Raw genomic sequence first — 13,639 nt, forward strand, 5'->3', positions numbered from 1 at the left:
GCCGACCTGATGATGGTGGCCGGCAAGAAGATCGAGGAGCTGATCGCGCGGCTGGCGCAGAAGGCGCGCGCCGCCGGCATCCACCTGATCCTGGCCACCCAGCGGCCGTCGGTGGACGTGATCACCGGCCTGATCAAGGCCAACATCCCGACGCGGATCGCGTTCCAGGTATCGAGCAAGGTGGACAGCCGCACCATCCTGGACCAGATGGGCGCCGAGGCGCTGCTGGGCCAGGGCGACATGCTGTTCCTGCCGCCGGGCACCGGCTATCCGCAGCGGGTGCACGGCGCGTTCTGTACCGACGACGAAGTGCACCGCGTGGTGGAATACCTCAAGCAGTTCGGCGAGCCCGACTACGTGGACGGCGTGCTGAGCGGCGGCTTCGAGGCCGAGGCCGCCGCGGCCAACCTCACCGGCGGCGCCGAGCAGGACGCCGAGGCCGATCCGCTGTACGACGAAGCCGTCGCCTTCGTGGTGAAAAGCCGCCGCGCTTCGATCTCGTCGGTGCAGCGCCAGCTGCGCATCGGCTACAACCGCGCCGCGCGGCTGATCGAGCAGATGGAAGCCGCCGGCCTGGTCAGCGCGATGGAAAGCAACGGCAACCGCACCGTGCTGGTACCGGCCGGCAAATAGCGCAATGGACGCCGCCGCGCTGACCCGCTACCTGGAAACGGTGCTCGCCACCGCCCAGGCCGGCCTGACCTATTCGCGGGATCGCTTCGACATCGAGCGCTTCACCGCCCTGCGCGACGCCACCGCCGCCCTGCTGGCCGACGGCAGCGGCGAGCCGCCGGCGCGCATCCGCGACTGGATCGACCTGGACCGCCACTACCCCACGCCCAAGCTGGACGTGCGCGCGCTGATCCTGGATCGGGAGCAAAACGTGCTGCTGGTGCGCGAAGCCAGCGACGGCCTGTGGACCCTGCCCGGCGGCTGGTGCGACATCGGCGAATCCCCCGCCGACGCCGTGGTGCGCGAAGTGCGCGAGGAAACCGGGCTGGAAGTCGTCGCGACGCGGCTGCTGGCGCTGCTCGACAAACACAAGCACCCGCATCCGCCGCAACTGCCGCACGCGCTCAAGGCGTTTTTCCTGTGCGATGTCCGCGGCGGCGCGCTGCTGCGCCAGACCAGCGAAACCACCGACGCCGCCTACCACCCCGCCGACGACCTGCCGCCGCTTTCCACCCACCGCATCCTGCCGACGCAGATCCGGATGCTGTGCGAACAGGTGGCATCCGGCGCACTGGCGGCGCGGTTCGACTGAGAGCGGCTCAGACCAGCAAGCGCCCCGCTTCGTCGAACACCCAGCCGTCCTCGTAGCACACCTCGAACAGATGCCCGTCCAGATCGCGGAAATAACCCGCGACACCCCACGCCGTCTGCGTCGCCGGCTTGACCAGCGTACCGCCGTGCTTCACCACCAGCGCCAGCGCCTCGGCCACCTCCTCCGGCCGGCGGGCCAGATACACCAGCGCGCTGTGCGCGGCCTGGGACGGCAGCGACGCCACCTCGCCGGCATCAGCAGCCAGATCGCGCCGCGAAATCAGCCCCAGCACCACGCCCCCGAGGTCGATCTTGATAAACCCCGCGTGCGAACTCGGCGCCGCCCGCCAGCCCAACGCCGCATAAAAAGCCGCGCTGCGCGCGATATCGTCGACCCCGAGCAAAATCAGATTCAGGCGTGGCTGCATGGCTTCTCCAAAACGGAAATCAAGAATGCCAACAAAGTCACCCACAAGAAACGCGGAACGCAGGCAGGACCAGGTGATCAGCGGAGCCGATCCACCTGCGTGGCGTGACAAGAGGGTTTGTTGACCGCATTCAGAACGAACGTTCGATATTGCCACGATGGCTGCTGGACGTCATACCAGGATCGATCTTTCGCAGGAAACGTGGGCGATACATCGCACAGATCGGTTCATGCCAGCTTTCGCGGGGGAACAGGGCGGGGCAGTTCAGGGATTCGACAAGGACCGCAGTTCATCCCCGCTCACGCGGGGAACAGTCGGCGCAGGTCACCGCGACCGCAGGATGCCCCGGTTCATCCCCGCTCACGCGGGGAACAGCGCAGTCTCGACAGCGGTAACGTCTCACCGTTGCGGTTCATCCCCGCTCACGCGGGGAACAGGCCGTTTCCACCGCGAAGTTGTAGCCACGCTGCGGTTCATCCCCGCTCACGCGGGGAACAGACCGGCGCACGAAAGACTATGAACAGCGAAGTCGGTTCATCCCCGCTCACGCGGGGAACAGAGGTCGGATAGGGATCGGGCGATGCGGTCGATCGGTTCATCCCCGCTCACGCGGGGAACAGATCGAGCCGGTGGAATGATCCCCTCTGGAGACCGGTTCATCCCCGCTCACGCGGGGAACAGACGTGTGTTCAACATCCCGCCCACCCCCATGCCGGTTCATCCCCGCTCACGCGGGGAACAGCGAAGATGTCATCAGGTTTAACGCCCGCAGTGCGGTTCATCCCCGCTCACGCGGGGAACAGTTCCAGTTGAAGGCGCGCCTGCTGGGTGGCGCCGGTTCATCCCCGCTCACGCGGGGAACAGCTTCGCGCGCGGGAACTGATGGTGGAACTGCTGCGGTTCATCCCCGCTCACGCGGGGAACAGGGCGAAGCCAGCACGCTCAAGGTGCAAGAGGTCGGTTCATCCCCGCTCACGCGGGGAACAGTCGGCCAGGCCGCCCTGGAGCTGGCCGGTGGCCGGTTCATCCCCGCTCACGCGGGGAACAGGATGCCAAAGTAGTAAACAGGCCGCCCCTCATCGGTTCATCCCCGCTCACGCGGGGAACAGGGCTGAACACGTAATCGCCATGCTTATGCCTCCGGTTCATCCCCGCTCACGCGGGGAACAGCCCAGAGATGCCACGGCCGGCCCTTGGCTGGCCGGTTCATCCCCGCTCACGCGGGGAACAGTGCAGCGTGGCCGACTTGTATTTATCAAATAACGGTTCATCCCCGCTCACGCGGGGAACAGACCTTGTTCCCTGGCGCCCGAACAGGAAAGTGCGGTTCATCCCCGCTCACGCGGGGAACAGTCTGGATCACCACGTCCTCGGCCAGCATCGGCAGGTTCATCCCCGCTCACGCGGGGAACAGTGCGCTAAGAGAGACAATAGACCGCCGGATTTCGGTTCATCCCCGCTCACGCGGGGAACAGAGGCCGGTCTGCTCGACGGCGCGTAACTCTGCCGGTTCATCCCCGCTCACGCGGGGAACAGTTCAACGGCGACACCGATAGGTTCCACAATACCGGTTCATCCCCGCTCACGCGGGGAACAGGCTCTATTAAGCGCTATGACTGGAGTGTCAATCGGTTCATCCCCGCTCACGCGGGGAACAGGGTAAAAGGAGTTATTGACGGTGGGATTAGCTCGGTTCATCCCCGCTCACGCGGGGAACAGGTTCTTAGTCGGTTCAACGCTGCCATCAACGACGGTTCATCCCCGCTCACGCGGGGAACAGAAACTGGCGATAAAGAAAGACAAAGAAAGGCGCGGTTCATCCCCGCTCACGCGGGGAACAGGTTCTTAGTCGGTTCAACGCTGCCATCAACGACGGTTCATCCCCGCTCACGCGGGGAACAGAAACTGGCGATAAAGAAAGACAAAGAAAGGCGCGGTTCATCCCCGCTCACGCGGGGAACAGATATGAATATTTAACTTCTGATTTCAAACAAGCGGTTCATCCCCGCTCACGCGGGGAACAGATTGGCATCACGGCCATCAGGCCAATATAGATCGGTTCATCCCCGCTCACGCGGGGAACAGGACCTGTTTGGACTGGTTCCTGCCCGTGCCAACCGGTTCATCCCCGCTCACGCGGGGAACAGACCAAAGAAGAAAGGGGCCTCGCGGCCCCTTTCGGTTCATCCCCGCTCACGCGGGGAACAGCTGCTCGACGTGCTCACCACCGATCTCGGGGCCGGTTCATCCCCGCTCACGCGGGGAACAGAGCGGCCATGTCAGGGCCGCCGCCGGATCGGTCGGTTCATCCCCGCTCACGCGGGGAACAGTCGGAGTGAGTGGATGCCCCCCGGCTATATCGCGGTTCATCCCCGCTCACGCGGGGAACACGAGAGAGCACCGCACGGCGCGTTGCCGAGCTGCGGTTCATCCCCGCTCACGCGGGGAACACGCGATCAGTCTGCGACTGGAGTCCATTTTTGGCGGTTCATCCCCGCTCACGCGGGGAACACTCCAATTACAACACACTGATTCCTCAATCGAAATCCGCGCAGGCAAAAGCCACCAACCTTACAAGTACTTTCCCAACCACGCGCCGGGCCGCTGCACCACCGCTACACCCCGACCCAAGCCCCCTGCCTTGCCTGGCTCTCCAGCATCGCCTCGATGAACCGCAACCCCGCCACCCCGTCGTCCACCGTCGTCAGCATCAGCGATTCGGGGGGCGCCGGGGTGTTGGTCTGTTGGGCGACGATCTGCAATGCCGCATCCCGATACAACTGGGCGAAGGCTTCGAGGTAGCCCTCGGGGTGGCCGGGGGGGATGCGGGTGGCGTGGGCGGCGGCGGGGCTGTCGATGCGGCCTCGGGTCAGGCGGGTGGTTTCGCCGCCTTGCGGGGTGAACCACAGTTCGTTGGGCGATTCCTGGCTGAAGCGCAGGCCGGCGCGGGTGCCGTGCACGCGCAGGTTGAGGGCGTTCTCCTCGCCGCTGGCGATCTGGCTGGCGACCAGCAGGCCGCGCGCGCCGTTGGCGTAGCGCAGCATGGCCTGGACGTGGTCGTCCACCCGGCGGCCGGGGACGAAGGTGTGGACGTCGGCGGCGAGTTCGCTGGGGGTCAGGCCGGTGACGAACGCGGCGAGCTGCCAAGCGTGGGTGCCGATGTCGCCCAGGCAGCCGGCGGGGCCGGCCAGGGCGGGGTCGGTGCGCCAGCCGGCCTGCTTGTTGCCCGATTGCTCCACCGGGGAGGCGAGCCAGTCTTGCAGGTATTCGACGTGCACGTAACGGATGTCGCCCAGTTCGCCACGCGCGATCAGTTCGCGGGCGTGGCGCACCATGGGGTAGCCGGAATAGGTGTGGGTCAGTGCGAAGAGGCGCTGCTTGCGCCGCGCCAGCGCGGCCAGGGCCTGGCCTTCGGCCAGCGAGACGGCCAGCGGCTTGTCGCAGATGACATGGATGCCCGCTTCGAGGAAGGCGGTGGCCACGGGGGCGTGCAGGTGGTTGGGGGTGACGATGGCGACCACGTCGATGCCGTCGGCGCGCGCGGCCTCGGCGCGGGCCATGTCGCGGTAGTCGCCATAGCTGCGGGTCGGGTCCAGCCGCAGTTCGGCGGCGCTGGCGGCGGCGCGCGTGGGGTCGGACGACAAGGCGCCCGCGACCAGTTCGTAGCAGTCGTCCAACCGCGCGGCCAGCCGGTGCACCGCGCCGATGAAGGCGCCCTGCCCGCCGCCGACCATGCCCATGCGCAAACGTCGGTTCATGTCGGTTCTCCGGTAAAGATGAAATGGCCCCGGCCGGGGCCGGCGGCGACGCGTGCCGATCACGGCGGCCCGATGCGGTCGCGCCCAGCCCGTCGCGTCAGCCCTTGGCCGCCAGCCCGAGCAAGGCGTTCAGTTGTCCGGTATCGACGCCGCTGCCGGCGAAGTCGTCGAAGGCGCGCCCGGCCACGCGGATGATGTGGCGGCGGATGAAGTCCGCGCCTTCCGCGGCGCCATCCTGCGGGTGCTTGAGCGCGCACTCCCATTCCAGCACCGCCCAGCCGGGGAAGTCGTACTGCGCCATCCTGGAGAAGATGGCGCCGAAGTCGATCTGGCCGTCGCCCAGCGAGCGGAAACGCCCGGCGCGCTCGGCCCAGCCGCTGTAACCGCCGTAGACGCCCTGGCGACCGTCGGGGCGGAATTCGGCGTCCTTCACGTGGAAGGCTTTGATGCGGGCGTGGTAGCGGTCGATGAACGCCAGGTAATCCAGCTGTTGCAGCACGAAGTGGCTGGGGTCGTAGAGGATGCAGGCGCGCGGGTGATCGTCCACCGCGGCAAGGAAGCGCTCGAAGGTGACGCCGTCGTGCAGGTCCTCGCCGGGATGCAGTTCGTAGCAGAGATCGACGCCGGCGGCGTCGAAGGCCTCCAGGATCGGTCGCCAGCGGCGGGCCAGTTCGGCGAAGGCGGCCTCGACCAGCCCGGCCGGGCGCTGCGGCCACGGGTACAGGTACGGCCACGCCAGCGCGCCGGAGAAAGTGACGTGCGCGGTCAGCCCCAGCCGGCGCGAGGCTTGCGCGGCGGCGGTCACCTGGCCGATCGCCCACTCGGTGCGCGCGGCGGGGTTGCCGCGCACCTCGGGGGCGGCAAAGCCGTCGAACAGCGCGTCGTAGGCCGGATGCACCGCCACCAGCTGCCCTTGCAGGTGGGTGGACAACTCGGTGATCGCCAGGCCGTGCGCGGCGACGCGGCCGGCGATCTCGTCGCAGTAGTCCTGGCTTTGCGCGGCCAGCGCCACGTCGAACAGCCGCGGGTCGTTGGTGGGAATCTGGATGCCCCGGAAGCCCAGCCCCGCCGCCCATCCCGCCAAGCCGTCCAGCGTATCGAACGGCGCCGCCTCGCCCACGAACTGCGCCAGGAAGATCGCCGGTCCCTTGATGGTTTGCATGTCTTAACTCCTGTGAGGAGTGAGGGGTGAGGGGTAAAACATGTGAGGAGTGAGGTGTGAGGGGTGAGGTGTAAACCCCCCAGCACCAGCGCGGTTGCCGTTGCTTTTGACGTTACCCCTCACACCTCACCCCTCACTCCTCACTCGCGAAGCGCAAAGCGCGAAGCGCGCTCAGAACGGCGAATCCGGGAAGTAGAACTGCCTGGCGTTTTCCTTGGTGATCAGCACCGACGGGATGATGGTGGTCGCCGGCAGTTTGGCGCCCTTCAGCCGGGCTTCGGCGGTGAGCTTGATCGCGTCGTAGATGAACTTGGGCGAGTACGACACGTCGGCCTGGATGCGCTTGTCCTTGCCGTCGAGGATGGTCTTGACCATGCCCTTGGCGCCGGCGCCGCCGAACACTTCCTTGATGTCGGTGCGCTTGGCCTGGTCGATGGCCTTGAGCACGCCCACCGCCATGTCGTCGTCGGCCGCCCACACGGCGTCGATGTGCTTGAAGCGGGTGAGGTAGTCCTGCGTCACCTTGAAGGCGTCGTCGCGGTTCCAGTTGCCGTACTTGGCATCGAGCACCTTGATGTCCGGGTATTGCTTCATCACGCCCATGAAGGCGTTGTAGCGCTCGTTGTCCAAGGTGGTGGGAATGCCGCGCAGCATCACGATATTGCCCTTGCCGCCCAGGCGCTTGGCCAGGTATTCGGCGGGCAGCTTGCCGAAGGCGGTGTTGTCGCCGGCCACGTAGGCATCCTGCGCGCTGGTGTCGGTCAGGCCGCGATCGACCACGGTGACGTAGACGCCCTTGCCCTTCACCTGCGCCACCGGCTTGGTCAGCGATGCCGATTCGAACGGAAAGATCACCAGCGCGTTGATCTTATTGACGGTCAGCAGGTCTTGCAACTGGTTGGCCTGCTCCGGCGCGGAGCCGGCGGTCTTGACGATGATCTTCAGGTCCGGATGCGCTTTTTCCAGCTCCTGCCTGGCCTGGTTGGCCCACCAGACGATGCCGCCGGTGAAGCCGTGGGTGGCGGTGGGAATCGCCACGCCCAGGGTGACCTTTTCCGCGGCGAACGCGGTGCAGGCCGACAGAGCCAGCACGCCGGCCCCCACTGCGCGAATCAAGCTTTTCATGGTGTCGTCTCCATTGATTGGGCAGCCCAACCCCCGCCCGTGGGTGTGTTTCTTGTGTGAGGAGTGAGGGGTGAGGAGTGAGGGGTAACGTCAAAGGCAACTGCAACCACGCTGGCGCTGCGGGGTTTACACCTCACCCCTCACTCCTCACTCCTCACTCCTCACCCCTCACCTCCAGTTCACCGCCTGCCCCGCTGCATGAAGGCCACGACGATGATCACGCCGCCTTGCACCGCGGCGTTCAGGTACACGCTGATGATGCTGGTGAGGTTGAGGATGTTGCTGATCACCGACAGCAGGATGGCGCCGACCACGGTGCCGACCAGCCGTCCCTCGCCGCCCTTGAGCGCGGTGCCGCCGACCACCACGGCGGCGATGGCTTCCAGTTCCCACAGCAGGCCGGTGGTCGGCGAGGCCGAGCCCAGGCGCGGTACGTACAGCAGGGTGGCGATGCCGACGCACAGGCCCAGCAGCATGTAGGTCAGGATCTTCACCAGGTCGACGCGGATCGCGGCGTAGCGCGCCACCTGCTCGTTGGAGCCGATGGCCTGCACGTGGCGGCCGAAGGCGGTGCGGTTGAGCAGCACGCTGCCGATGACGGCCACGGCGGCGAAGATCCATACGGGGATCGGCACGCCCAGCAGGCTGGCGTAGTAGACGGGGCTGTAAAGGTCGGACAGCGCGCCGTCCAGGGTCAGTGCGCCGCCGTCGGCGAACCAGGTGAGGAAGGCGCGGAAGATCCCCAGCGTGCCCAGGGTGACGATGAAGGGCTCGACCCGGCCCTTGGTGATCAGCAGGCCGTGGGCACAGCCGAACGCCAGGCCCAGCACCAGCGCCAGCCCCATGCCCAGCGCCACCACCAGCAGCGGCGCGTGGCCGCCACCGGCCAGGCCGTTCATGAACAGGATCATGCTGCCGGCGATCAGCGCGGCCATCGACCCCACCGATAGATCGATGCCGCCGGACATGATGACGAAGGTCATACCCACCGCGATGATGCCGATGAAGGCGGTGCGGGTGAGCACGTTCATCAGGTTGTCCACGGTGGCGAAGTCCGGGTTGAGCGCAGTGCCCACGATGCACAGCGCCACCAGGCCCAGGATGGGGCCCAGGCCGCCGAGCACGCTGCGCCACTTGCGCGACACGGTGGGCGATTCAACGGGTTCCGGTTGCATGGGCGATCAGTTCCTCTTCGGTCAGGTGGTCCAGGCCGAGCGTGGCCTGTAGCCGGCCGGCGCGCATCACCGCCACGCGGTGGCACAGGCCGATCAGTTCGATCAGTTCGCTGGAGATCACGATCACGGCGCGGCCCTCGGCCGCCAGCCGGCGGATCAGAAAATAGATGTCGCGCTTGGCGCCCACGTCGACGCCGCGCGTGGGCTCGTCCAGCACCACCACCCGCGGATCGGGATGCAGGAACTTGGCCAGCGCCAGCTTCTGCTGGTTGCCGCCGGACAACATGCGCGCCCGCGCCGCCAGGTCGCCGGTGCGGATGCCGAACTCGCGCACCGCGTGCACCAGCGCGTCGCGCTCCTGGTCCAGCCGCAGCCACGGTCGCAGCACCATCAGCGTCAGGTTGTCGCGCAGGCTGAGGTCGACGTGCAGCCCCTTGCCCTTGCGGTCCTCGCTCAGGTAGGTGATGCCGTGCTTCATCGCCTGGCGCGGGTTGCGCAAGGCGACCGGGCGCCCGCCCAGCTCGACCTGCCCGGCGCTGCGTGGGCGCAGGCCGATCAGCGCCTCGAACGCCTCGGTGCGGCCGGCGCCCACCAGCCCGGCAAAGCCCAGGATCTCGCCTTCGCGCACCTCGAAATCCAGCTGCTCGGCCCAGCCCGGCACGCTCAGGCCGCTGACCTTGAGCGCGCACGGCGCGTCCGCCGGCGGCGGTTCCTTGTCGGGAAACATGTCGGACAGCTCGCGCCCGACCATCAGATTGGCCATCCGCCGCCGATCCACCTCGGCGGTGGCGGCACGGGCGACGAAGCGGCCGTCGCGCATCACCACCACCTCGTCGGTCACCCGCTCCACCTCGTCCAGCTTGTGCGAGATGTAGACGATGGTGGCGCCCTCTTCCTTCAGCCGCGCGATCAGCGCGAACAGCCGCTGCGTCTCGCCCGGCGTCAGCGTGGCGGTGGGCTCGTCCATGATCAGCAGCCGCGCGCGGCGCGACAGCGCCTTGGCGATCTCCACCAGCTGCTTCTCGGCGACGATCAGCCGGCGCACCGGCGTATCGGGGTCGGCCGCCAGCCCCACCAGCTGCAACACGCGCGCGGCCTCGGCGCGCATCGCCGCGTCGTCCAGCAGCCAGCCCTTCCTGCACTCGTGGCCGAGGAAGATGTTCTGGGCGATGGTCAGGTGCTCGGCCAGATTGAATTCCTGGTGGATCAGCACGACGCCGGCCGCCTCGGCCTGGCGCGAATCGTCGAAGCGCCGCGCCGTGCCGTCGATGCGCACCTCGCCGCCGCTGGCGCGCTCGTAGCCGGCCAGGATCTTCATCAGCGTGGATTTGCCGGCGCCGTTCTCGCCCAGCAGCCCATACACCCGGCCCGGCGCCAGCTCGAAGCTCACCCCGTGCAACACGCGCACCGCGCCGAAGTCCTTGGTCACCTGGTCGAACTGAATTGATAAGCTCATTTCAAGCGCTCGCTCTACAGATCAGCCGGTGCGGCAGCAACATGCCCGGCACCGCGACCCCCGGCTCGGCCAGCCGCTGCAACAGCAGGCGGGCCGCCGTCTCGCCCAGCTCGCGCATCGGCTGGGCCACCGTGGTCAGCGGCGGATCGACCTGCGCCGCCAGGGCGATGTCGTCGAAGCCGATCACCGCCACGTCGTCCGGCACGCGGCGCCCGGCGTCGCGCAGGCCGCGCAGCACGCCGATGGCCAGCGTGTCCGATACCGCGAAGATGGCGCTGGGCGGCTCCGGCAGCGCCATCAGCCACGCCGCCGCCTCGGCCCCGGCGGCGAAATCCAGGCTCCGCACATTGACCTGCCATTCCGGGTGCAGCCGCAGCCCGGCGTCGGTCAGCGCATCGCGATAGCCCTGGCGCCGCTGGCGGGCGTAGAGAAAACGCTCGTCCGAATTGATCAGCGCAATGCGGTGATGGCCCCGCGCCAGCAGGTGCTGCACCGCCTCGCGCGCGGCGGCGCGGTTGTCGATGCCCACGTAGGGCACTGCCGCCTCGGGGTCGAATTCGCAGCACGCCACCCACGGCAACGGCGCCGCTTCCTCGGCCAGCGCCTGCTGCACCGTGTCCGGGTCCAGGCAGATGGCGCCGTCGGCGCGCCGGGTGCGCAACAGGTCGAAATAGCTGCGCTCGCGCCCCGGGTCGGCGCCGGTGTCGCACAACAGCACGAAGTAACCCTGCTGCCGCGCCACGCTGTCGATGCCGCGCACGATCTCGGCATAGAACGGGTTGCCCACGTCCGGCACCATGGTCAGCAGCAGCCGGCTGGCCGCCGTGCGCAGGTTGCGCGCCAGGTGGTTCATCCGGTAGCCCAGCGCATCCACCGCCGCCATCACCTTGTCGCGCGTCTCGGCCTTGACCACCGCCTGGCCGTTGAGCACCCGCGACACCGTGGCCACCGACACCCCGGCCTGCCGCGCCACCGCGGAAATCGAGACATTCCCGGCCTCCCCAGGGGCCGTACCGGATCGAGGCATCGCTCGCACCAAAAATGTAATCGATTACATCGTGGATACGTTTTTGCGATTAATCAAGAAAAATGTAGTTTGCTGCGACGCACTACGAAATCGGTGCTAACGGGATGCTGCGGGGGAGAGCCCCCAACCCTGAACCACGGAGGATGCCGAGAACGGCGGAGATTGCGGTGATCACTGCTATTTCGTTCAAGATCAAACGGGTATCACGACCACCGAAATCCTGTATTGGCAGTTGAAGTGAACAAGTACATCGTTGGGCTGCTGTTGGCGCTGCCCCTTATTGGCCATGCTGCCGAAGACATCAACATCGACAACGCGCGCCTCACTCTCAAGAAATGGGGGATGGCGTATTGCCTGGGCACGTTCCAAAAATCAGAAACCGAAGACGAGGCCGGGTATGCGCGGGGGGGCTATTTCCAGTTGGGCGAGCACGCGGAGCCGGCATACCGCAATATCCGCAGCTATTTCAACAAGGTCATTCCGGAAGATAAAAAGGTCATGCAGGCAACAGGGAAAACCAGCAACCTGATGCGCTGCCTCGACGCCTACGAAGCCCCCGCATACAGCAAGCTGATCATCCAGCAGGACAAGTTCATCGGGGCCGAGATGGAGTAGCACGCCGCTGGACAAGCTGCCATTCGGCGACGGCTGGGTTGCGACGAAATGGCCCGCAACAGACCTGCTCATTTCCTTGCCTTCGGATTTTCTCCGTGAACCTCCGTGTCCTCACCGCCCTCAGTGGTTCAAGACCTGGGGTTCCGCAATCCCCCCTCAAACCAGCGCCGCCACGCCGTGGTAGCTCACCCACAGCCCCACCAGCACGATCAGCGCGCCCGACAGGTACGGCGCCTGGCGCGCCAAGTCGCCGAAGCCCTGCCAGCGTCGCGACGCATGCCGCACGCCGAGCGCGGCCAGGCTGCCCGACAGCACCAGGGTCAGCGCCAGGCCGACGCTGAAGCACAGCACCAGCGCCGCGCCCAGGGTGAGCTGCTTCAGCTGCAGGCACAGCAGCAGCACGGTGATCGATGCCGGGCACGGGATCAGTCCGCCGGTCAGGCCGAACAGCACGATCTGGCCGGTGGTCACGTCGCGCTGCGCGAAGCGGCGCTGGATCTGCTCGGCGTGTGCGCGCTCGTGGGCGTCCTGGTATTCGGCCTGCCGCAACGGCTCGGCGCCGCGCCGGCCGGCAACGAAGCGCACCGCGTAGTCGTGGGCATGGTCGCCATGGCGCAGCGACAGCGTCGCCTCGAACGCGTGTGGCGCCGGCACCGGCTCGGCCGACTCCAGGCTGCCCATGCGCGAGGCGAAGCCGAAGGTCCAGTGCTCGCCATCGGGGTGCGCGATGCGCACCGTCACATCGCGCGACAGCCAGTGGTGCCCCAGCTTGCCCTGCTGGCGCAGGCGGAAGCGCGGCGCGTCGTCGTCGGTCAGTTCCAGCCACACCACGCCGTGGCCGGTATCGATGCGGCCCGGCTCGACCGCGCCCTGCGCCGCCTCGGCCGCCTGTTGCGCGCGCCAGGTGCGCCACAGCATCCACAAGGCGATGGCGACGATCAGCACGCCCGACGCCAGCTGGAAATACGGCTCGGCCGTGGCCGCGTCCCAGTTGCGGCCCAGGTGCAGGCCCACCATCGCCACCGCCCATACCACCGCCGTGTGCGACAGCGTGGCCGCCAGCCCCAGCAGCACCGCCTGCCCCACCGTGCCGCGCACCGCCACGATGAACGCCGCCATCATGGTCTTGGAATGGCCCGGCTCCAGGCCGTGCAGCGCGCCCAGCAGCACGGCGCTGGGGATGAACAGCCAGGCGTTGCCCTGCTGCAACAACGTGGAGAACGGGTACATGTCGAGGTGACCGAGCGGAGGGACGAAGCCGCCGATGATACTACCCCCCAGTATCCGCGTGCTACGCTGCCGCCGTATTCGGACTTTGATATGGATCACCGATGGCGCACACGATCAGGGACAAGGCCAAACTGCTGGCGCGGGTGCGGCGCATCCAGGGCCAGGCCGCCGCGCTGGAAAAGCAGTTGTGCGACGAGACCGATTGCGGCGCGGTGTTGCAGCAGATCGCCGCGATCCGCGGCGCGGTGAACGGGCTGATGGTGGCGGTGATCGAAGGCCACCTGACCGACCACGTGGTGAAGGAGGCCGACCCGGCGCAACGCCAGCAGGACCTCGACGTGGCGTTGGGGGTGATCAAGTCGTATCTGAAGTAACCGCGACGGGATCGCCACGCGGCACC

12 protein-coding genes and 1 CRISPR repeat array are annotated in these 13,639 nt (G+C 67.3%); of the genes, 4 read left to right on the top strand and 8 right to left on the bottom strand.

Annotated features, from left to right (window positions below):
* Window positions 1-633: DNA translocase FtsK (locus C556_RS21010; RefSeq protein WP_018749545.1), on the top strand; the 633-nt coding region annotated here is incomplete at its 5' end.
* A 4-nt stretch (window positions 634-637) separates the two neighbouring features.
* On the top strand, window positions 638-1,264 hold the full coding sequence (locus C556_RS0117485) for an NUDIX hydrolase (protein ID WP_018749546.1): 627 nt from the start codon (window positions 638-640) through the stop codon (window positions 1,262-1,264).
* A gap of 7 nt (window positions 1,265-1,271) precedes the next feature.
* Here the strand turns inward: C556_RS0117485 and C556_RS0117490 are convergent, their stop codons facing one another.
* The 7 genes from C556_RS0117490 to C556_RS0117520 all read right to left on the bottom strand — a co-directional run bounded on the left by C556_RS0117490 (window position 1,272) and on the right by C556_RS0117520 (window position 11,394).
* On the bottom strand, window positions 1,272-1,691 hold the full coding sequence (locus C556_RS0117490; RefSeq protein WP_018749547.1) for a VOC family protein: 420 nt from the start codon (window positions 1,689-1,691) through the stop codon (window positions 1,272-1,274).
* Between the two features lie 285 nt (window positions 1,692-1,976).
* Window positions 1,977-4,204: a CRISPR direct-repeat array (repeat unit 29 nt; unit sequence CGGTTCATCCCCGCTCACGCGGGGAACAG).
* Window positions 4,205-4,306: 102 nt separating this feature from the next.
* Window positions 4,307-5,449, bottom strand: coding sequence for a Gfo/Idh/MocA family protein (locus tag C556_RS0117495; protein WP_018749548.1), 1,143 nt, complete (start codon window positions 5,447-5,449; stop codon window positions 4,307-4,309).
* Between the two features lie 97 nt (window positions 5,450-5,546).
* The gene (locus C556_RS0117500; RefSeq protein WP_018749549.1) at window positions 5,547-6,611 is read right to left on the bottom strand and encodes a sugar phosphate isomerase/epimerase family protein; all 1,065 of its coding nucleotides are present in this window, start codon (window positions 6,609-6,611) and stop codon (window positions 5,547-5,549) included.
* Window positions 6,612-6,782: 171 nt separating this feature from the next.
* The gene (locus tag C556_RS0117505) at window positions 6,783-7,736 is read right to left on the bottom strand and encodes a substrate-binding domain-containing protein (RefSeq protein WP_018749550.1); all 954 of its coding nucleotides are present in this window, start codon (window positions 7,734-7,736) and stop codon (window positions 6,783-6,785) included.
* Between the two features lie 179 nt (window positions 7,737-7,915).
* Window positions 7,916-8,911 (bottom strand): ABC transporter permease, encoded by a 996-nt coding sequence (locus C556_RS0117510; protein ID WP_018749551.1) that lies wholly within the window; start codon window positions 8,909-8,911, stop codon window positions 7,916-7,918.
* Window positions 8,892-10,367 carry a sugar ABC transporter ATP-binding protein gene (locus tag C556_RS0117515; RefSeq protein WP_026263185.1) on the bottom strand — a complete coding sequence of 492 codons (1,476 nt, stop codon included), beginning with the start codon at window positions 10,365-10,367 and terminating at the stop codon, window positions 8,892-8,894. The genes C556_RS0117510 and C556_RS0117515 overlap by 20 nt, the downstream gene beginning before the upstream one ends.
* 1 nt (window position 10,368) lies before the next feature.
* Window positions 10,369-11,394, bottom strand: coding sequence for a LacI family DNA-binding transcriptional regulator (locus C556_RS0117520; protein ID WP_083930663.1), 1,026 nt, complete (start codon window positions 11,392-11,394; stop codon window positions 10,369-10,371).
* Between the two features lie 237 nt (window positions 11,395-11,631).
* Here C556_RS0117520 and C556_RS0117525 point away from each other — a divergent pair, with 237 nt between their 5' ends.
* Window positions 11,632-12,009: a T6SS amidase immunity protein Tai4 family protein gene (locus C556_RS0117525; protein WP_157236255.1), complete on the top strand. Its 378-nt coding sequence runs from the start codon at window positions 11,632-11,634 to the stop codon at window positions 12,007-12,009.
* Between the two features lie 156 nt (window positions 12,010-12,165).
* Here C556_RS0117525 and C556_RS0117530 read toward each other — a convergent pair whose 3' ends face one another.
* Window positions 12,166-13,239 (bottom strand): nickel/cobalt efflux transporter, encoded by a 1,074-nt coding sequence (locus C556_RS0117530; RefSeq protein WP_018749555.1) that lies wholly within the window; start codon window positions 13,237-13,239, stop codon window positions 12,166-12,168.
* A gap of 101 nt (window positions 13,240-13,340) precedes the next feature.
* Between C556_RS0117530 and C556_RS0117535 the strand changes: the two genes are divergently transcribed.
* Window positions 13,341-13,613, top strand: a complete 273-nt coding sequence (locus tag C556_RS0117535; RefSeq protein ID WP_018749556.1) for a metal/formaldehyde-sensitive transcriptional repressor — start codon at window positions 13,341-13,343, stop codon at window positions 13,611-13,613.
* Window positions 13,614-13,639 lie beyond the last annotated feature (26 nt).

The sequence above is a fragment of the Chitiniphilus shinanonensis DSM 23277 genome, from assembly GCF_000374805.1.
GTDB lineage: Bacteria > Pseudomonadota > Gammaproteobacteria > Burkholderiales > Chitinibacteraceae > Chitiniphilus > Chitiniphilus shinanonensis.

Bases quoted from the DNA above. Each gene is read 5' to 3' on its own strand.
- C556_RS0117485 (WP_018749546.1), top strand. From the start codon at position 638: ATGGACGCCGCCGCGCTGACCCGCTACCTGGAAACGGTGCTCGCCACC.
- C556_RS0117490 (WP_018749547.1), bottom strand. From the start codon at position 1,691: ATGCAGCCACGCCTGAATCTGATTTTGCTCGGGGTCGACGATATCGCG.
- C556_RS0117495 (WP_018749548.1), bottom strand. From the start codon at position 5,449: ATGAACCGACGTTTGCGCATGGGCATGGTCGGCGGCGGGCAGGGCGCC.
- C556_RS0117500 (WP_018749549.1), bottom strand. From the start codon at position 6,611: ATGCAAACCATCAAGGGACCGGCGATCTTCCTGGCGCAGTTCGTGGGC.
- C556_RS0117505 (WP_018749550.1), bottom strand. From the start codon at position 7,736: ATGAAAAGCTTGATTCGCGCAGTGGGGGCCGGCGTGCTGGCTCTGTCG.
- C556_RS0117510 (WP_018749551.1), bottom strand. From the start codon at position 8,911: ATGCAACCGGAACCCGTTGAATCGCCCACCGTGTCGCGCAAGTGGCGC.
- C556_RS0117515 (WP_026263185.1), bottom strand. From the start codon at position 10,367: ATGAGCTTATCAATTCAGTTCGACCAGGTGACCAAGGACTTCGGCGCG.
- C556_RS0117520 (WP_083930663.1), bottom strand. From the start codon at position 11,394: ATGCCTCGATCCGGTACGGCCCCTGGGGAGGCCGGGAATGTCTCGATT.
- C556_RS0117530 (WP_018749555.1), bottom strand. From the start codon at position 13,239: ATGTACCCGTTCTCCACGTTGTTGCAGCAGGGCAACGCCTGGCTGTTC.
- C556_RS0117535 (WP_018749556.1), top strand. From the start codon at position 13,341: ATGGCGCACACGATCAGGGACAAGGCCAAACTGCTGGCGCGGGTGCGG.